Source organism: Altererythrobacter sp. BO-6 (assembly GCF_011047315.1).
Classification (GTDB): Bacteria; Pseudomonadota; Alphaproteobacteria; order Sphingomonadales; family Sphingomonadaceae; genus Erythrobacter.
In genome coordinates this window covers 2,468,739-2,487,569 of record NZ_CP049259.1, presented here as the reverse complement: position 1 = coordinate 2,487,569, position 18,831 = coordinate 2,468,739, and the positions used below count along the sequence as shown (strand labels likewise).

At 61.7% G+C, this 18,831-nt stretch carries 19 protein-coding genes and 1 other RNA gene; 6 read left to right on the top strand and 14 right to left on the bottom strand.

The window, feature by feature from the left end:
• Positions 1-152: 152 nt before the first annotated feature.
• From G6N82_RS12150 to G6N82_RS12135, 4 genes are read right to left on the bottom strand one after another with little or no spacing between them, the layout of a single operon-like run.
• Positions 153-905 (bottom strand): TIGR02186 family protein, encoded by a 753-nt coding sequence (locus G6N82_RS12150; protein WP_165196805.1) that lies wholly within the window; start codon positions 903-905, stop codon positions 153-155.
• Positions 902-1,813 (bottom strand): sulfite exporter TauE/SafE family protein, encoded by a 912-nt coding sequence (locus tag G6N82_RS12145; protein WP_165196803.1) that lies wholly within the window; start codon positions 1,811-1,813, stop codon positions 902-904. Before G6N82_RS12145 ends, G6N82_RS12150 begins: the two co-directional genes overlap by 4 nt.
• Positions 1,814-1,870: 57 nt before the next feature.
• Positions 1,871-2,950, bottom strand: coding sequence for a hypothetical protein (locus tag G6N82_RS12140; RefSeq protein WP_206520196.1), 1,080 nt, complete (start codon positions 2,948-2,950; stop codon positions 1,871-1,873).
• Positions 2,951-2,994: 44 nt separating this feature from the next.
• Positions 2,995-4,428 (bottom strand): glycosyl transferase family protein, encoded by a 1,434-nt coding sequence (locus G6N82_RS12135; RefSeq protein ID WP_241255095.1) that lies wholly within the window; start codon positions 4,426-4,428, stop codon positions 2,995-2,997.
• A gap of 88 nt (positions 4,429-4,516) precedes the next feature.
• Between G6N82_RS12135 and nhaA the strand changes: the two genes are divergently transcribed.
• Positions 4,517-5,740 carry a Na+/H+ antiporter NhaA gene (gene nhaA / locus G6N82_RS12130; RefSeq protein ID WP_165196797.1) on the top strand — a complete coding sequence of 408 codons (1,224 nt, stop codon included), beginning with the start codon at positions 4,517-4,519 and terminating at the stop codon, positions 5,738-5,740.
• Between the two features lie 6 nt (positions 5,741-5,746).
• On the opposite strand, the gene G6N82_RS12125 is transcribed toward nhaA, so the two are convergent.
• Positions 5,747-6,184, bottom strand: coding sequence for a VOC family protein (locus tag G6N82_RS12125; protein WP_165196795.1), 438 nt, complete (start codon positions 6,182-6,184; stop codon positions 5,747-5,749).
• A 150-nt stretch (positions 6,185-6,334) separates the two neighbouring features.
• Here G6N82_RS12125 and G6N82_RS12120 point away from each other — a divergent pair, with 150 nt between their 5' ends.
• Positions 6,335-7,024 carry an SIMPL domain-containing protein gene (locus G6N82_RS12120; RefSeq protein ID WP_165198219.1) on the top strand — a complete coding sequence of 230 codons (690 nt, stop codon included), beginning with the start codon at positions 6,335-6,337 and terminating at the stop codon, positions 7,022-7,024.
• Between the two features lie 72 nt (positions 7,025-7,096).
• Here G6N82_RS12120 and G6N82_RS12115 read toward each other — a convergent pair whose 3' ends face one another.
• Positions 7,097-7,756 (bottom strand): TorF family putative porin, encoded by a 660-nt coding sequence (locus G6N82_RS12115; protein WP_241255094.1) that lies wholly within the window; start codon positions 7,754-7,756, stop codon positions 7,097-7,099.
• The gene (locus G6N82_RS15060; protein ID WP_241255093.1) at positions 7,686-8,129 is read right to left on the bottom strand and encodes a hypothetical protein; all 444 of its coding nucleotides are present in this window, start codon (positions 8,127-8,129) and stop codon (positions 7,686-7,688) included. Before G6N82_RS15060 ends, G6N82_RS12115 begins: the two co-directional genes overlap by 71 nt.
• A 93-nt stretch (positions 8,130-8,222) precedes the next feature.
• Here G6N82_RS15060 and G6N82_RS12110 point away from each other — a divergent pair, with 93 nt between their 5' ends.
• Complete coding sequence (locus tag G6N82_RS12110; protein WP_346773733.1) at positions 8,223-8,954, top strand: metallophosphoesterase family protein; 732 nt, start codon at positions 8,223-8,225, stop codon at positions 8,952-8,954.
• 272 nt (positions 8,955-9,226) lie between these two features.
• Positions 9,227-12,607 (top strand): autotransporter domain-containing protein, encoded by a 3,381-nt coding sequence (locus G6N82_RS12105; RefSeq protein ID WP_165196793.1) that lies wholly within the window; start codon positions 9,227-9,229, stop codon positions 12,605-12,607.
• A 67-nt stretch (positions 12,608-12,674) separates the two neighbouring features.
• Here G6N82_RS12105 and rnpB read toward each other — a convergent pair.
• The 4 genes from rnpB to G6N82_RS12085 all read right to left on the bottom strand — a co-directional run bounded on the left by rnpB (position 12,675) and on the right by G6N82_RS12085 (position 14,988).
• Positions 12,675-13,077, bottom strand: an RNA gene (gene rnpB, locus G6N82_RS12100) — RNase P RNA component class A.
• A 6-nt stretch (positions 13,078-13,083) separates the two neighbouring features.
• Positions 13,084-13,791 carry an N-acetylmuramoyl-L-alanine amidase gene (locus G6N82_RS12095; RefSeq protein ID WP_165196791.1) on the bottom strand — a complete coding sequence of 236 codons (708 nt, stop codon included), beginning with the start codon at positions 13,789-13,791 and terminating at the stop codon, positions 13,084-13,086.
• A 1-nt stretch (position 13,792) separates the two neighbouring features.
• The gene (locus G6N82_RS12090; protein WP_165196789.1) at positions 13,793-14,452 is read right to left on the bottom strand and encodes a histidine phosphotransferase family protein; all 660 of its coding nucleotides are present in this window, start codon (positions 14,450-14,452) and stop codon (positions 13,793-13,795) included.
• Positions 14,453-14,592: 140 nt separating this feature from the next.
• The gene (locus G6N82_RS12085; RefSeq protein WP_165196787.1) at positions 14,593-14,988 is read right to left on the bottom strand and encodes a M67 family metallopeptidase; all 396 of its coding nucleotides are present in this window, start codon (positions 14,986-14,988) and stop codon (positions 14,593-14,595) included.
• A gap of 16 nt (positions 14,989-15,004) precedes the next feature.
• On the opposite strand from G6N82_RS12085, the gene G6N82_RS12080 reads away from it, so the two are divergent.
• On the top strand, positions 15,005-15,949 hold the full coding sequence (locus G6N82_RS12080) for an RluA family pseudouridine synthase (protein WP_165196785.1): 945 nt from the start codon (positions 15,005-15,007) through the stop codon (positions 15,947-15,949).
• 121 nt (positions 15,950-16,070) lie between these two features.
• Positions 16,071-16,976 carry an RNA polymerase sigma factor RpoH gene (rpoH, locus tag G6N82_RS12075; RefSeq protein ID WP_241255092.1) on the top strand — a complete coding sequence of 302 codons (906 nt, stop codon included), beginning with the start codon at positions 16,071-16,073 and terminating at the stop codon, positions 16,974-16,976.
• An 82-nt stretch (positions 16,977-17,058) separates the two neighbouring features.
• On the opposite strand, the gene G6N82_RS12070 is transcribed toward rpoH, so the two are convergent.
• The 3 genes from G6N82_RS12070 to G6N82_RS12065 form a co-directional block, all read right to left on the bottom strand.
• Entirely contained in the window at positions 17,059-17,331 is a 273-nt protein-coding gene (locus G6N82_RS12070) for a DUF4242 domain-containing protein (RefSeq protein WP_165196783.1), read from the bottom strand.
• 79 nt (positions 17,332-17,410) lie between these two features.
• Positions 17,411-17,734, bottom strand: a complete 324-nt coding sequence (locus G6N82_RS15055) for a hypothetical protein (protein ID WP_241255091.1) — start codon at positions 17,732-17,734, stop codon at positions 17,411-17,413.
• 10 nt (positions 17,735-17,744) lie between these two features.
• Positions 17,745-18,749, bottom strand: a complete 1,005-nt coding sequence (locus G6N82_RS12065; RefSeq protein ID WP_241255090.1) for an amidohydrolase — start codon at positions 18,747-18,749, stop codon at positions 17,745-17,747.
• Between the last annotated feature and the right edge of the window lie 82 nt (positions 18,750-18,831).

Below are 18,831 nucleotides of genomic sequence, written 5' to 3'. Positions count from 1 at the left end.
TTGCGGCTGCTGGCCAGCGGCGCGGTTGAACTGGTCGAAATTCTGATTGCCCATATCGGTCATGCAATGGCCCCAAAACGCGTGGATTCACTCGCCCGCGGAGTTAGCCCGACGAGGTTAAAATCGCGTCAACGATAGTGGCCGATTGGCTATCAGATATAGGCGAACAGGCGCCCGGCGAGCCACCCCATGCCGATCGAAAGGGCGACGGCAGCCAAGCCGTACCACAGCGAATAGGCCTGCGAGAAAACCTCCACCAGCCGTTCGAACCCTACTTTGCGCACTTCGACCTCCGCAATCGCCGAGGCGATCACCCGCCCGTCACGAATGGCAAAGGTTTCAGCGGTATAGGTGCCGGTTGTGACATTCGATGGCAACTCGATTCGGGCCTGATACAGCACCTGTTCGCTGATCGTCACCCCGCCCATATCCTCCTGATAAAGGCCCAGCCGCTGGCGCAGGTCGACAAGGCCGGCTGCAAAGCGCGCCTGCTTCTCCGGCTCGATCTGGCCGGTTGGAGAAAGCTGGATGAATTCGGTCCCGAGCTCGTAAATCGCCGCAGTGCGTTCATCCACAATCTCCAGCACCGGGCGTGACGCAGCGACTGCGAAAAATGACGGAGCGGAGCGGAAATCGGAAGATTCGGCGTTCATCCAGATACCGAGGATGCGTTCCTTCTCGCGGATCCTGATCGGCTCGGTCGGACCTTTCAGCACCACGACGATATCGTATTCCGCGCCGCCACGCTGCCCGCGCGGATCGAGGATCGCCCCGTAAAGCAGCAGTTCGGTGCCGGTAAAACCCTGCCGCACCTGCACCTCGCTTTGCGATACGGCGGGCACCAGGATCGCATCGCGCTGCCCCATCAGCATGAAAGCGGCAAGGATCAGCAACAGCGCCCTCATAGCGGCGCCACCGTATATATCTCGTCAGGGCGGATCCCCAGCCCGAACAGCATCCGTGCCGCGACAGCGAGTACGATGGCCGCCAGCACCAGCCGCAGGATTTCCGGCCGCGCCTTCATGGCGATCTGCGTGCCGAATTGCGCGCCCATCACCGAACCCAGCAAGAGCAGCCCGGCGAGTACGATGTCCACTGCCTTGGTGGTGAGCGCGTGCACCATGGTGGTGGCCATGGTCACGAACAGGATCTGGAACAGCGAGGTGCCGACGACGACATTGCCGCTCATGCCCAGGATATAGAGCATCGCGGGCACCAGGATGAACCCGCCGCCCACGCCCATCAGCATGGTCAGGATACCGACCAGCAGGCCCATGATGAACGGCGCAAGCGGCGAGATGTAGAGGCCCGAGCGATAAAAGCGCCAGCGCATCGGCAAGGCCGCTACCAGCGGATGGTGGCGGCGCTTGCGCACTTGTGGCCCCTTCCCTTCACGCGGGCGCAATACGCTGAGCGCCTCCTGCATCATCAGCGTACCAATCGCCCCCAGCATGATGACATAGAGCACGTTGATGATCACATCGATCTGGCCGATCGACTGGAAAAAGCGGAACAGCAGCGCGCCAATCAAGGCCCCGAAAATGCCGCCGCCGACCGCGACAGCACCGAGGCGGTAATCAACCCCGCCGCGGCGGTTGTGCGCCAGTACGCCCGACACGCTCGCGCCGGTCACCTGTGTCGCCGCCGAGGCAGCCGCCACTGTGGGCGGGATACCGTAAAAGATCAGCAAGGGGGTGGTGAGGAACCCGCCGCCCACGCCGAACAGGCCGGACAGGATGCCGGTCAGCCCGCCCAGGGCAACGATCAGCAGACCGTTCACCGAGAGATTCGCAATGGGCAGGTAGACGTCCATCCCTGACGCCTAGCCCAGCGCTGTTGCGGTTTAAAGCCGCACCGCGCGGCTAGCTGGCTAAAACCGTGTCGAAAGCGTCAGAGCTACGCCCGAAGGGGGCTCCGCATCGCCCGCCACGCGTTCGCGGTAATCAAGCGAAAGTCGCGCCGACGCCTTGCCTATCGCCAGATCCAGGCGCGCGCTTGGCCCCACATCGAGCCGCTCCGCCCCTTTTTGTGCTCCGCCCCAAGCCGCCGCACCAAGGCTCAGCTGCCCAAGGTCAAATTCTTCCAGGCTGCGCATGACATGCAACTGCCCATCGGCAAAAGCGGTGGCCGCCTTACCACCGACATAACCAGCCTGGGCATAGCCCTCTGCGCGAAGACCCAATGGCAAGCGCGCCACCGGCAGTTCGGTTGTGACGAAGGCCGAAGGGCGCAGCTCGGTTGAATTGCTGAACTGCGTTACCCGCACTTCGGCATGGGCACGCAGTGGCACGCGCGGAAGCGGGCGCGCCGAGAGCCCGGCGGCCAGCTCGCTTTCGCCACCATCAATCAGAGCCCGGTAGGCGCGGGTGTAGGCCTGCGGCTCGTTGCCGCTGCCGGGCGACAGCCGATACCGCAGCACCGCCCCGGCCTGGCTTGCGCCATAAGTCGGGGAGCGACCGGGTGCGGCCAATGCACGGCCGGATTTCTCTCGCCAGAGCAACCAACCATCAAGCGACCAGCGATCAACCCGCGGGAGATCGCGCGCGGGCACTCGTGTACCACTTACCGGCGATCGAGGGTCGACCTGAGCCAGTTGCTGCCCCAAGGCTCGAGGCACCGGCAAATGCGACATCGCTGCCATCCACAACAGCTGGTGTCCTCCCGCCGTATGGACTGCGTCCTGGAGAGGCGGCGCGGCAGGCTGCTGCCAAACGAGTGGCGGTGCTGCGTTGCCGGGATTCACTGCCGCAACCGGAATCTCGATGCTGACTGGCTGATCGGATCGCTGAGGCAAACTGGGAGGCACGGCGGTGATCTGCGGACGTTCCTGATCTGCATCGACCGCCATCGTGGGCACCGCGCGTGTGACCAGCTCGTCAATCCGTGGCCACGGCGCCTCCCACATGAAAACACGCGCGCCGGTCCAGATCGAGAGCAGAACGGCCAGCATCACCAGTGGCTGACCACGCCGTCTCGAAGAAGTCTGCCAGCCGCTCATGCCGTCGCTTTGGCCAATGGAGCCATGGCAGGCGAGGATCGGCTGGGATGGTCGAAATGCGGAGTCTTGTCCCACACGACGTCTTGCCCGGCGAGCGAGCGAACATAGGCTGCGAGAGCGCGCCGACCAGCCATGATGGCAATGATGTTGGTGATGGGGATGCGCAGGACGGCGCGAAATCCTTCGGCAAGCCCGAACTCGCGCGCCGTAAAGCCGAACCGCCAGCCCGCCCGCCAGACAAAGGCGGCAAAATTGGCGGCCAGCAACAGCTTGATACCGGTCGTCAGCTCGATTGTCGGCGCCCGGCCAATGGCCGCCGCAAGGCCCGCAAGCGCCGAAAGCACCAGCAACAGGTAGCCGGTGAAAAGCACCAGCGCGGTAAGCGGGCCGCGCCGGTCGCGCATCCGCATCCACTGCTCTGCCAGATGGATTTTCCCACTCGAGGCGTTCCAGCCCAGCCTGTCCCAGCCCTGGAATGCGATCCCGTGGATCCAGCGGGTCTTTTGCCGCACGACATGGTCAAGCCGGGCGGGAAAATAGGCACGCGTTGCGATAAGCTCGCCATTGAGGTGGCGTTTGCGAAGGAAGCGGCAGCGCCCGCCCTGCTCGGCAATGCGCAGGCCCATCTCGTAATCTTCGGTCAGGGATTCGGCTTCGAACGGCGCATCGCCGCCGCGCGCTTCGGCCAGTCGTGCCACCGCCGCGCGGCTGGCGGCGCAGCCGACCCCTGCCGACGGGATGGCCGCCCCCAATGCATCGCGCACCACCAGGCCCTTGGCATGCGCCTCGGCAAATTCTTCGCAGTAATGGCTGCCAAGCCAGCGACTGTTCGCCTGTGGCAATGGCAGTACCGGCAGCTGGACGAATTCGGCACTGCCGATTGCCTCATCCAGCAGCTTGAGCGCGGCCGGATCGACCATGTCCTCGGCATCGTGAAACACCACCATGCGCGCCATGCAGCCGGTGCGCGCTTCATCCTCGAGCAGTGCGCGATAGAGCCGGTTGAGGCAATCCGCCTTGGTACTCGGGCCGGGGCGGTCGTGGATCACGAGCCGCAAACGCGGATCGCCCGGCGCGGCGGACATGACTGCGGCGATCGTTTCCGCGTCATTGCGGTAACAGCCGACATAAAGCCGCAGATTATCCTGCGGCCAGGCGCCGAGCGCATGTGCGATCGTGTCGCGAATCACACCGGCTTCGTGCCAGGTCGGCACGAAGATCGCTGCAGAGCCAGCCAGCTCGGCAGTCGCAAGTTGTGCTCCGTCAACCCGCTTAGACCGGGCGCGCCCGGTTAGCTTGAGCCATAGCCACACCAAATCCACCGCAAAATCGTCGATTGCCCCAAGTAAAAAGAAAATCCCGGCGAACAGCAACATTTCATGCTGGAAAAGAACCAGCAGTTGCCACGGTGTAATGTCCAGTATTGGCAAGGCGACCCCCAACCCTTGGACTTGCAGACTAACGCGAACAATCACCCCTTGCAACGGCGAAGAAAATCCGAGAGAGCGCTGCCCTGTCATGGCCAATCAGAACTCACCGCTTCGATCGATCTTCGCGCCCGTGCGTGCCCTGTTTGTCAGCGATGCTTCGGCTGGTGTCCTGCTGATACTGGTGGCCGCTGCGGCTATGCTGGCAGCCAATTCGCCGCTGGCAGGGGAGTATCGCCAGCTGTTCTATGGTGACCTGGCCTGGACCCCGATCGCCAAGCTCGACGATTTGCACCTGTGGATCAACGATGGCTTGATGGCGATCTTCTTCTTCGTGGTGGGCCTTGAGGTAAAGCGCGAGCTGATCAGCGGGCAATTGGCCGATCCGATGAAACGCCGCCTGCCCGTGCTGGCTGCCGCAGCTGGCATGTTCGCTCCGGCCGCGGTCTACATGCTGGTTTCGGGCGGCGGACAATATACCAGCGGCTGGGCGATCCCGGCCGCCACCGATATCGCCTTTGCGATGGGCGTCCTTGGCCTGTTGGGCAACCGTGTGCCGGCTTCGTTGCGGCTGTTCCTGCTGACGGTGGCCATCGTCGACGACATCGGCGCGGTCATGGTGATTGCGCTGTTCTATACCCCGACGATCAAGCTGGTGTGGCTGGTGGCATCGGTGGTGGTGGTGGGCCTGATGGTGGGCCTCAACAAGATGCGCGTCAGCGTTCTATGGCCTTACCTCCTGATGGCAGTGGTCTTGTGGTATTGCGTGCTCAATACCGGCGTGCATGCCACAATTGCCGGCGTGGTGGCGGCGCTGACCATCCCGATGCAGCGGCGTGATGGCAATTCGATGCTCGAGAAGCTGGAACACAGCCTCGCCCCGTGGAGCGCCTATCTGGTCGTTCCGGTTTTCGGCTTCGCTAATGCCGGGGTTTCACTGCAGGGCCTGGGAATCGAGGCGCTTCTGGATCCGCTGCCCTATGCGATTGCGGCAGGCCTGGTGGTCGGCAAGCAGGTCGGTATTTTCAGTGCAGTGTGGATCGCAGTGAAGACTGGTTTCGCGCAAAAGCCCGATCATGCCACATGGATGGAGATCTACGGCGTGTCCGTGCTGTGCGGCATCGGCTTTACCATGTCGCTGTTCATCGGCGGGCTCGCCTTCCCCGGCAATCCGCTGCTGGTGGACGAAGCCAAGATCGGCATCCTCACCGGCTCAGCCATTTCGGCGATCCTCGGCTATATCGTGCTGCGGCTAACGACGACGCACCCTGAAGAGGATTGCGACGACCAGGGCAACCAGCCCAGCGAAGCCTGAACCGGCTTACCAGCTGCCGCTATTTTCCATGCTGGCCCAGGGTTCCTGCGGCGGCAGGTGGCGTTCCTGCAGCAATTCCACCGATATCCCGTCTGGCGATTTGACGAAGGCCATGTGCCCGTCGCGCGGCGGGCGGTGGATGATATGCCCGGCATTCATCAGCCGCTGGCAAGTCTCGTAGATGTTTTCGACCCGATAGGCGAGGTGCCCGAAGTTGCGCCCGCCGGTATATTCTTCTCCCGGGCTGCCGTCAGCAGGCGGCCAGTTATAAGTCAGCTCTACTTCGGCGACACCCTCCTGCCCCGGTGCTGCGAGGAAGATCAACGTAAAGCGACCAGCCTCGACATCGAAGCGCCGGACTTCCTCAAGCCCGATCAGCTTGAAGAACGCCACAGTGGCGTCGGGATCGCTCACCCGGATCATGCTATGGAGATATTTGACCATAAGGCGGCCCTTCCATTCAAAAACGGTTCATCGACAGTAATGCACATTTCGTCGCATCACCCAACAGGAAAGGAAGATGCGATGAACCAGCCAGCCGCGCAACCCGCAAGCCATCATAATGGCAAAGAATTCTTGCGCGACCCGGCAACGATGCGCTGGTTCGGCACCGCCCTGATCGCTGCCTTCGGCCTTACCAGCGGCGGATACCTGCTGGGCAATGGGCTGCTGCGAGCGAAGGACGCCGACCGAGCCGTGACAGTGCGCGGCCTGGCAGAGCGCGACGTTGTGGCCGATCTGGCAACATGGACCATCTCCTATTCGGCGACCTCGACCAGCCTGGCTGAAGCGCAAGCGAAGATGCGCAGCGACACCAAGGCGATCGAAGACTTCTTTGGCTCGCTGGGCTTCCCAAAGGACGCGCTGCAGCCAACCGGCGCAAACGTATTGAGCTTCACGAACGACGGAATCACCCAATACACGGTGCGCCAGCGCATGGCCTTGCGGAGCAATGACATTGAGCGGGCGCAAAAAGCTGTCGCCCAGCAGTTCGACCTCGTCGGTCGCGGCGTGTTCCTAGAGGAAGGTTCGGCGATGTCCTATAGCTTTACGAGGCTCAATGACATCAAGCCCGATATGGTGGCCGAGGCAACCCGCGATGCCCGCGCGGCGGCAGAGCAATTCGCAAAGGACAGTGGCGCGGGCGTCGGCGAAATCAAGGACGCGACCCAGGGCTATTTCTCGATCGAAGCGCGCGATGGCGATAGCGGCGGCTGGGGTGTGAGCGATACCCCCTATAAGAAGGTTCGGGTCGTCACGACGGTCAATTTTGCGCTGGATTGAAGGCGGCAGCAAAAAGGGGCGCCGGCCGTTTGGCCAGCGCCCCGTCCCTGCATTTCAATTGCTGGCTGGTGATCAGAAGCTTGCGCTCAGTGTGAACACGATTGCATCGTCAGCAAAGTCATAATTGCCGGGCAGGATATCGTCTTCCGCGCCGACATAGGCAACGCTGGCGCTGAACGGGCCATACACGGCCGCTTCAAGGCCAATCGACCAGTCGAACGCCTTGCCGTCATTGGTGAAGGTCAGGAACCCGTCGGTGTAGCCAAGGTGCGCCGTCAGTGTCAGCGGCGTTTCTGGGATACCAAGCGACCAGTCATAGTAGATGTAGAAATTGTCGGTGCCGCCCAGCGAGTCCTGATCGGGGGCGTAAGCAACGCCGATGGTCGATTCTGCCGGGCCGATTGCGAAGCCGACCGAGCCATAGACTTCGAAATAGTCGAAATTGCCTGCGCCCGCATCTGGGTAGAGATAAGCGATACCGCCAATGTCGAAGCTCAGCCCTTCGCTGAACTCGCCGCTGAAGCCGGCATAGATATCGAGTTCCATGTCGCCATAGCCGACGGTGTCGTCATCGAGATTGGAACCCCAAACACCGACATAGAGGCCGGAGCTGTGGTTGATATCGAATCCGCCCTGAACAGCAATATCGCCGCCCGAAAGGTCAATGCCGCGGAAGCGATATTCGCTGGCCAGCGCCACATTGGCCGAAAACTTCGATCGTGCTCGTTGCACCGATCATGCTGACTTTCTCACCGACTGGCTCGGTAGCCACACCAAGATCAGCGACGTCGATGGTGACATCCTTGGCCGCTGCAACGGCAGCGAGATCGAAATCAGCGGGAATTGCCGAATCTTCGGCGAATGCCGGTGCCGCGGAGAGAGCGAGCCCGGTAGCAATACTTGCGGCAGCGAGGCCGCGAATGGACGTGAGCATGACAACTTCCTTTGTTGTGTTGTTGCTTCGTCCCACCTGCGTATCCGACGGCCGCCTCTTCAAACGGGCGATCTCTGCCGGAAACGCAATATTCGTGCATGTTTTCGCTGCAATGCACAAGGGAAATTGCGCCAATTTTCCCAAAGCTGCGGGAGTGTTGATTTTTGGCACCAGTCACTGTGGCCAACACCACGGCCTGCGGTGCCGGTTGCCGTTGCGGCCGCGCTGGCCTAAGGGCTGGAAAGCACAAGCTGCCCCAAAACCATGATACTCGCCCGCCTCAACAGTCTGTTCCGCCGCAGCGCCGAACGCGCCGACTTGCCCTGCGTCCCGCCGGGCGAGCGCTATTATGTCGTGGGCGACATCCATGGTCGCATGGACCTTTTCGACGCCCTGATCGAAGCGATTGAGGAAGACATCGCCGCCAGCCCCGAGGTGGAATCGCATGTCGTCCTGCTCGGTGACCTGATCGATCGCGGCCCCGACAGCGCTGGTGTGATCAAGTCCGCTCGCAAGTGGCGCAAGCGGCGCACGGTCAGGATCCTGGCCGGCAATCACGAGGAAATGTTCCTCGAATCCTTCCAGGATGCGGAAGTCTTGCGGCATTTCCTCAAGCACGGCGGCCGCGAAACCATCCTGAGCTATGGCCTGCCGCGAAAGGAATATCGCAAGCTGACGCTTGACGAATTGTTCGAGCGGCTACCGCAGTTGGTGCCGCAAAAGGACCGCGACTTCGTGTCGGGATTTGAAAACATGATCGTTGCGGGCGATTATGTCTTCGTCCACGCGGGGATCGACCCGAACGTGCCGCTGGACCAGCAGCGCCGCAGCGACCTCTTGTGGATCCGCGAACGCTTCCTGCGGCACAAGGGCCCGCTCCCCAAAGTCGTCGTCCACGGCCATACCATTTTCGACGAGGTCGAAGCCGCCCAGCACCGTATCGGTATCGATACCGGCGCATTCCCGCACCGGCGTGCTGACTGCACTCGTACTTGAAGGCAGCACACGGCGAACCATTCAGGCGGTCCAGAAAGAGGACCGGGTCAAGATCAAGCGCAAAGAGCTTGTCCCGAATTGAGACGCAAAACCCTTCTGCCGTGCGTTAGCCAACAAAATTATTTGAATTTCCTAGCGAATATGGATTGACCTCGCTTCCGAGAATCCGGACGTTCATCCCATCTTAATCGCACCGATTCTCGCGCCCTTCACCCTCTCGCACGTGCCGGGCGCTGCGACCCGGATCGGCGCGCAAGAGAAGGGGACTGAGAATGATCAAGAAGAATTTGCTGCTTTCGGCTGGCGCGTTCGCACTTCTTGCGGGGCTCGCTTCGGCACCTGCCACCGCACAAGATGAAGCATCCGGGGAAATCGCAACGGAGGCGCAGGGGGACTTTGCCGGCTTCGTTGCCGCGCCGGTCATGGTCGCGCGCAGTTTCAACCAGTCCGACCTGAGCTTTGACATCAGCAGCTATGTCCGCACATCGCGCGGCTTTACCGGATCACCCGTCGACCCAGACGCCGAATTGATCGTGCGCGACGATGTCGGCATTGGCGGTGCTGTCGATGTGAACAACACACTGCCATCCGTTGTACAGATTTTCGTACAGAACAATGCGACGGGCGGAGTTTTCTTCAATTGTACGGGCACGATAATCAACCCTCGTACCGTCTTGACGGCCGCGCATTGCGTCAACAGCCAGTCTTCCGAGGCTTATGGCCTGCCTGGCGTTGCAGCCAGCACCATGCTGATTTCTACCGGCGTAAATTCGGCAACGCGGCTATTCAACTATCTCGGGACCGGCAATGGCTATGCAGCAGGGGGCGTAGCGAGCAGCACCGACGTAGTGATCCACCCTTCTTCGAACATAGGCGACGGCGGCTTGGATTTCCCTTGGGCTGATGTCGCCTTCATTGCGCTCGATGCACCCGTTACAGACGTACCTGCGATGCCGCTGCTGCTGACGCCGCTCGACCAGCTGACCCATGTCATCCAGGTCGGTTATGGTACCAACGGTACAGGCGACACTGGCGGCACCAACGCTGGCAACCGCTTCCTGCGCCGCGTCGGCGAAAACATGCTCGATATGATCGGCTCGAATGCCGACTACATTGATGGCGTCTTTTCGGCATTCAATCCCAGTTCGCAGACGCTCGGGGTGGAAACCCAGGTGCTGTATTGGACCGATTTCGACGATCCCACGCGCACTCCGGCCGACACCGCGGGTTGCACCTTTACCGGAACGAATATCAGCTGCACCACACTGGACGCGGTGAAAGCAATCGACTGGTTTGGGGGCGACGCTTTGCCGCAGGAAGCCGGCACCGCGCCCGGTGATTCCGGTTCACCAATCATTGTCGACCAGCTGTATGATTTCCCGGTGATCGCCGGCGTGCTGAGTGGCGGCTACGACTTCTTCCGCATCAACAATCGCTACGGTGATGTCAGTTTCTACAACCCGCTGTTTCCCTTCTTCCAGTTCATCACTCAAAACACGCCGTACAAATATGTCTCGGCCAAATCTGGCAATGGCAATTGGTCCGATCCCAACCACTGGACGCAGGATCTCGACCCCGGCTTCTTCATCGACGATGGCAATGGCAATCTGGTGAACGGCATCCCCGGCGGGACTGAGCGCGGCGTTTATGAAACCGGGCCCAAGCTCGGTTCCGTGCTGGGCGACGATGTGTCAGACAATCCGGCCGATCCTTCGTTCGTGCTTCCGCCGGAAGGCACGCCCAATTTCGGCGGAAACCTGCCTGCGTCATCGGTGCTGCTTGGCCCCGGCTCGACCGGCTTCGTGCCCAACAACACGGACGGAACGCCGGGCGTATCCTTCGCCAATCCGGCGCAGTATTTTGACGTCTTGCTGCTCAACCCGGGCACGACCTCAGTCGACATGGATGTCGAAATCGATCGTTTGACCATCGACGGCGCGCAGACCGGCTTTGATCTCTTGCAAGGTTACACCCTCACCAGCCTGATCGGGGTGGAGCAATATCGCGGGTCGGCCAATGTCGATGGCACGCTCGTCGCGGGGAATGTCCTGCAGTTCGGCGGCACCTTTGGTGGCAACGGAACGGTCGCGACACCGAATTTCTTCAATGTTGCGGGCGCAGTCCTGCCAGGTGGCAACAATGCGGTGGGCCAGCTGACGATCGACGGCAATTATATCCAGTCGTCAGGCGGCGTGCTGGCGATCGACATCCGCAACAACAAGGGTACGCTGGAAAGCGACCTGCTGAGCGTAACCGGCGCAGCCATCCTTGATGGTGCGTTGTTCGTCTTCCCGACGGCGCGGGGCAAGCTCTCTTATGGAACCCAGTTCATCGTGCTCGAAGCGGGGCTGGTCGATGGCCAGTTCGCCGAAGTCCTGACTCAGTCGAACTCGCCTGTGCTGTATTTCGAACAGGTCGTCAGCCCGACCAGCATCGCGATCGAAGTTAAGGCCAATTCGATCCAAGGCCTGGTTGGCAATAACAGCAACCTGGCTTCGCTCGGCGCAACGCTCGATGCATTGCGTTTCGGCGGTCGTTATACCGACTTCTCGCGCCTGTTCGGCGTGGTTGACGGGGCCGGGTTCGATCAGTTTGGGGCCACCCTGTTCGGCCTCACGCCGACCAGCGGCTTCATGCAGACCGAAACGGCGACGAATTTCGCACGGCGCTTCTCCGGCCACATCGCCCAGCGCACGCTGGCTTTGCGCGGGGCGGGCCAAGCGGCTGCGGGCTTCTCCAGCTTCGGTTCGGCATCCTTTGCCCAGGCAGGCGATGCCCCGGCGGAAACCGGCAAGCTCGGCTTCTTCGGTTCGGTCAGCGGTTCCTTCCTCGATAGCGCGGAAGATCGCAACTCGGGTGCGCGCGCCCTGCAGGACCTGGCCTATAGCGAGGCGGGCGAACTCACGCTTGGCGCAGACCTGAAGGTCAGCGACAATGTGACGGTGGGTATGGCAGTCAGCAATATCCGCGACAGCGCGTCGAGCCTAGGCAATGGCCAGCCCAGCAGCAGCCAAAGCCTGGCGACCGCGGCCTATGCCGCAGTCGGCTTCGGCCAGGGGTTTGCCGATCTGTACGTCGGCTTTGCCGATCAGCGTTACGGGCTCGAGCGCGGGGCACAGGGCCTGCTGGAGGACGAATTCCGCAGTGCTGCAGGCCTTGCCGATGGCCAACAGACGATGGCCGGGGCGCGCGTTGGCTATGCCTTCGCTCCCGCCAAGGGCGTCACGATCGGCCCGGTCGCATCGCTCGATTATGTCCGGTCCGAGCTTGAGGGCTATCGCGAGACAGAGGCTGGAGATTTCAGCCTTGCCATCCACGACCGGACCTACACTTCGATCGGCGCAAAGCTCGGCCTGATAGGCGCGCTTGACGTGAAGATGGGCCAAACCAGCAAGCTGAGCCTGTTCGGATCGGTGGCATATGCCCGCGAATTGGGTGACCGGGTCGACACGGTCACCGCCAACTTCCTGGGAGCGGAAGACCTGCCCTTCGCAATCTCGCGCCAGCTGGCAGAAGATTGGGTCGCCGTGAATGCCGGTGCACAGCTGCAGCTGTCGGACCACGTCACAACCCAGTTCAGCCTCAGTTCCGACCTTGGTCGTGACGAGCTGAGCAATCATCAGGGCCGGGCCACGCTGAACTGGAAGTTCTAAGTCAGCCTTAGCCCAATCGCAAAAAAAGGCGCTCCGGGAGCAATTCCGGGGCGCTTTTGCTTTAAGGGATGCCAGGGGGCCTGTAAGCCGGGTTCTGTCCTGCCCGCGGTATCTCCGAAGAGACCGGCCGCGCAGGGGCAGCCATTCATCTAGGCCATGGATCGCTCCATGGCTCAAGCAGCCAACCCGGGCCTCTCGGGGCGAAACGCCCCTGCCTTTTACGGCGCGAGGCCCCTATTTGGCCTTGCTCCGGGTGGGGTTTGCCATGCGGGCGCTGTTGCCAGAACCCCGGTGCGCTTTTACCGCACCCTTTCACCCTTGCCTGTGCGCTTTAGGCGCCATCGGCGGTATACTCTCTGTGGCACTTTCCCTGTGGTTGCCCACGGCGGGCGTTACCCGCCACCCTTGTTTCGTGGAGCCCGGACTTTCCTCGATACCCTTGCGGATAGCGCGGCTGCCCAGCCCCCTGGCCCTTCTTATCTAGTCACTCCGCGGTCACGATCCAAGAGCAATTGGAACAGGATCGCGCCCACATGCTGATCGATGATCCCGTCGATCAGCTCGGGCTGCCAGCGGCGCTGGAACGCCTCAACCGCCATATAGCCGTCGGTGATGTCATAGCCGAACCGCTCGAGCGCGAGGTAGAATGCCCCGTCATTGTCGAACGGATCGCCCAGATCGAGTTTTTGCGGCCGCTTCAGGCACAGCCCGTATTCGGCCAGCCGTTCCCACGGGAACAGCTCGCCCGGATCGGTCTTGCGCGCCGGGGCAACATCGGAATGACCCACCACATTGGCGCGGGGAATATCATATTGCTTCACGATCCGGTGCAGCAACGGGATCAGCGCATCGATCTGTGCCTCGGCGAATTCGCGATAGCCCAGCGCATGGCCGGGATGATCGAGCTCAATCCCGATGCTGGCCGAATTCACGTCCTTGTGCCCGCGCCAATAGGAAGCGCCCGCATGCCACGCGCGCTTTTCTTCAGGCACGAGCCGGGTGACTTCGCCTTCCTCGCTGATCACATAGTGCGCGGAAACCTGCGCCTCGGGATCGCACAACCGCTCGATTGCGCTCTCGACCGGCTTCATTTCAGTATAATGCAGCACGACCATGCTGATCGGCAGCGTGCGCTCATTGAAATTGGGCGAGAGCTGCTCGCGATGGACCAGCTCATCACTCATCTCAGCCGATCATCCCTTCGGGCTGCGGCAGCACCGCCCCCATGACCAGAGCCGTGTCGGTGCGCTGGTATTGCAGCCCGCCGCCCAGTTCCTCGGCCAGCATCGCAATCATATGCGCGGCGGCGGTGCGGCTGGACAGTTCGCCCGGTGCCAGTTCGCCTTGCAGCGCGCGGCCGATCGTTTCGTCAAACGCGATCCGGTCACCACTGGCGCGCACCACGATCTCGTAGTTTCCGTCATGCAATTCCGCCCCGATATCGAGCGTGCCGCCGCGGATCAGCGCGTCGAGCCCGATCTGGGAAAGGTTGAGCATGACTTTCACAGCCGGCTTGGGCAGGCTCGATGCGGAAATCGCCCAATTGGCTTCCACGCCGCGCGCCTCGCCAACCAGCGTGTCGATCACGCCCTGCGCTTCTTCCACCGGCACGGCATCGCCAAAGCCGCCGGCAGCGCCGAAGGCGAGGCGGAAAAACTTCAGCTTGGCGGTGCTGATCCGGGCGCTCTGTTCGAGGAGTTCGATGCAGCGCGCGCGCATTTCCGGGTCTTTCTCGTCAGCGAGCAATTCCAGCCCGTTGGACAGCGCGCCGACAGGCGAAAGCATGTCATGGCAGAGCCGCGAACACATCAGCGCGGCAAGTTCGGTCTCGGAAGTCGAATTCATGTAGCGGTGTCTATTTCTGAATGATGGAACACTTGGAACACAGTCCTAAAGCCAAAAACCGGCGCTCGCCACCCATGGCAGTCACGATGGCCCAGAAATAGTCTGGCGGGCGTGTGGGTGGTGTTTTCCATGATGCAGGATTACCCCGCGATCTCGACGTAGGAAAGCAGCTGGAAGCCTGCAGCATCGTCTCGCCAGAAGCGGATTTCCCCGGTGGCAATAATCGCCCAGACCCGGCCATCGCCCGCCGCCATTGACTGGTCTGTGGCGGAAGGTTCCGCCGTGCCGGTCGGGTGAGAGTGGTAATAACCCAGCACCTGAGGGCCACCTTCGCGCGCGGCGCGATGCGCGTCGATCAACGCCTGCGGATCGATCTCGAAATGGCGCGCAGGCTCAGCATGGACATTCCGCGTCGGCAGGGCCCGGGCAATGCATGCTCCCTCGCCCAGCAATATCCCGCAGCATTCGTGCGGATGGACGGCGCGCGCTTCGTCGCCGATTTGTGCGATCACTTCGCTTGCTACTTCGATATGCATCGCGCATGCCCCTAGCATGGCGGAAGGCGAAGTCATCACCGGAACCATTCAGACAGCCGATCGCCTGGACAAGGCGTTGGCCGAGGTAACCGATCTGTCGCGAGCACGGATCCAGGCGCTGATCGCCGAGGGGATGGTGGAGATCGGCGGGCAATTGGCAATCAGCGCCAAGGCCAAGGTTGCGGCAGGCACGAGTTTCGCTATTCGCGTGCCACCCGCTGCCGAAGCCGAGGCGCAGCCGCAGGACATCCCGCTCAAGGTCGTTCATGAAGACGAGCACCTGATCGTGATCGACAAGCCCGCCGGTATGGTGGTGCATCCGGCAGCGGGCAATCCTGACGGAACGCTGGTCAACGCCCTGCTGCATCATTGCCGCGGGCAATTGTCCGGCATCGGCGGTGTCGCGCGCCCCGGCATCGTCCACCGGATCGATAAAGACACATCCGGCCTGCTGGTCGTGGCAAAGACCGACAAGGCACATGAAGGCCTGGCCCGCCAGTTCAAGGACCATTCGATCGAGCGGCGCTACCTCGCTGTCTGCTCCGGCTACCCCACCCCGCTTGAAGGCACGATCGCGACGCGAATCGGCCGGAGCGACTCGAACCGCAAGAAAATGGCAGTGCTCGACAAGAATTCCTCGCGCGGGAAACACGCCGTTACACATTATAAGGTGCTGGAAAGGTTGAGAGGCGCCGCCCTGATCGAATGTCGGCTGGAAACCGGGCGAACCCACCAGGTGCGCGTTCACTGTGCATCAATCGGTCATCCGCTATTGGGGGACCCGTTATATGGACGCACACCAAGCGATTTACGCCCTGTTCTCAAGGAGTTGGGCTTTGAACGGCAAGCTCTGCATGCGGCCAGTCTCGGCTTCGAGCATCCGGTAAGCGGCAAATGGCTCGAATTCCGCTCGGAACTGCCCGCAGACATGCAGGAACTAATCGGTCAAACCGCTCGTTGAAATCGATGAAACGCACTGCAAATCGCGGGATTTGCGTCTATATGTAACCACGTGGCCCACAACCACGGATGCCCATCAGGGGTCCGAAAGCGCGGGTCGACACAGAAAGGTTAGGGAAAGAGTGAGCAACAAGACTACCCCGTCGGTCCCGGCATTGAGCGGAGAGCAGAGCCTCAACCGCTATCTCGCCGAGATCAAGAAATTCCCCGTGCTGACGGCCGAGCAGGAATACATGCTGGCCAAGCGCTATGCCGAACATGACGATCCGGAAGCCGCCGCGCAGCTGGTGACCAGCCATTTGCGGCTCGTGGCCAAAATCGCGATGGGCTATCGCGGATATGGCCTGCCGGTGTCAGACCTGATTTCCGAAGGCAATGTCGGCCTGATGCAGGGCGTGAAGAAATTCGAGCCCGATCGCGGCTTCCGCCTCGCGACCTATGCGATGTGGTGGATCAAGGCCAGCATCCAGGAATTCATCCTGCGCAGCTGGAGCCTCGTGAAGATGGGCACCACCGCCGCGCAGAAGAAGCTGTTCTTCAACCTTCGCCGGATGAAGAAGCAGCTTGAGGCGTATGAAGATACCGACCTCTCGCCTGAGGACGTGACCAAGATCGCAACCGACCTCGGCGTGCCCGAGCAGGAAGTGATCAACATGAACCGCCGGATGATGATGGGCGGCGATGGCTCGCTCAACACGCCGATGCGCAATGGCGAGGAAGGTTCGGCCGAATGGCAGGACTGGCTGGCCGATGATCGCCCGCTGCAGGACGAAATGGTCGCCGATGCCGAAGAGGCTGACCTGCGCCACGAGATGCTGGCCGAAGCGATGGATGCGCTCAACGAGCGCGAGCGGCACATCCTGGTCGAACGCCGACTGACCGAAAACCCGCAGACGCTGGAAGAGCTCAGCCAAGTTTACGATGTCAGCCGCGAGCGTATCCGCCAGATCGAGGTGCGCGCATTCGAGAAACTGCAGAAAGCGATGCAGCGCATCGCTGGTGAGCGTTTGCTGCCCGGGATTGCCTGACTCCTATCGAACGGTTCCGGCGTAAGTGAAGGGAAAGGGGCGGCGCAGCGCCCCTTTTCTTTTCTACTGTAATTCCGTACCTCTATTCCGCCGTCGTCGGGTCGATGATGGTGCGGACTTCGGACACCGAATTGGCCGGAAAACCGGCGGTTGCGGCATGCTGGCGAATCTGTTCGGCGTCATCTGCGCGATAGATGCAGTAGATCTTGTCATCGGTGACGTAGGAATGGACCCACTGGATCGCCGGGCCCATATCGCGCAGCACGCTGCAGGATTGTTGCGAAGCGCCTCTTAGCTCATCTGGCGACAGCGATCCTGCGCCAGGCATGTCACGTTCGATCACGAATTGCGGCATCGAAAGTCTCCAGTCTCGCGACCCTACCGCAAGCTATACGCCCAACGGAACGAGTCGGCGAAGCGGATTCTTCTATGGCCTACTCTGGCTTGGCGAGGTCCAGCACCGCAGCGATCATCGCGCGCGTGCCAACGGTGATCGATTCCTTCGGCGCGATCTTGAACAGCGGCGAGTGGTGCGAGGGCACGGGCGGGCCGCCATTGGCAGCGGCATCGAACGCGGCTTGCGGCGTTCCGCCGACCGCGAAATAGTATCCCGGCACGCCCAGATCTTCTGCCACGAAGAAAGCAAAATCTTCCGCCCCCATACCCAGTTGCTGGAAGGGCGGCACGGCCGCCTCGCCAAAGGTTGCCTTCATGACGCCATTGAGCCGCCGCGCCAGCGCCGGGTCGTTGTAAGTCACGGACGTGCCTTCACTCACGGTCACGCGCGGCAACATGTCTTCCGGCAGGCCGTGCGCGCGCCCGACATTGACCGCAACCCGCTTCGATCGCGGCGAGCGTGGCGGCGCGCACCTTTTCGTCATTGGCGCGCACGGTCAGCTGCAAATCCGCGCGGTCGGAAATGATGTTGTGCTTGGTGCCCGAATGGAACGAGCCGACCGTGATTACCACCGGATCGAGCGGCATGGTTTCGCGGCTCACGATCGATTGCAGCGCGGTGACGATTTGCGAGCCGATGTAGACTGGATCGCGCCCAGCGTGCGGGCTGGCGCCATGCGCGCCGATGCCCGGCACCACGATATCGACCGAATCCGCGCTCGAATACTGGATCCCTTCGGATGCCGAGACCATTCCGGTGGGGAGGACCGAGGAGACATGGAAAGCCAGCGCATAATCGGGCTTGCCGAAGCGCTCATAAAGCTCGTCCTCGATCATCGCCTTGGCCCCGCCGACGCGTTCTTCGGCGGGCTGGACCACGAACATCAGCGTGCCGCGCCACTGGTCTTTCATGGCCACCAGCCGCCGCGCGGTACCCACCATGGAGGTGATATGGGTATCGTGCCCGCAGGCGTGCATCACCGGATATTCGACCCCGTCCTGACCCACCTGCCGGGCAGTCGAGGCATATTCCAGGCCGGACTTCTCTGGCACTGGCAGCCCGTCCATATCGGCGCGCAGCAGGATCAGCGGCCCTTCGCCATTGCGCAACATGCCCACCACGCCGGTGCCGCCGACGCCCTCGGTCACTTCAAGCCCGGCAGCGCGCAATTCTGCTGCCATGCGCGCCGCCGTCCTGGTTTCAAGGAAGGACAATTCGGGATTGCGATGGAAATGCAGGAACAGATCGTCGAGATAGGCCTCGTAATCGGCTTCTACTGCCTGTGCGATCGCATCCGGTGCTGCCATGGCCGGGCTTGCCATCCACGCCGTGGAACAAAGCGCTGCCGCCAGCACTGCCTTGCTTATCGCATTCATCGAGTCTCTCCCCGTTTATTCTCGTTCACGGCTTTCCAAGCAGCTTCTCTGGAAAGGCGCAAGCATCGCAATTGCGCAAACC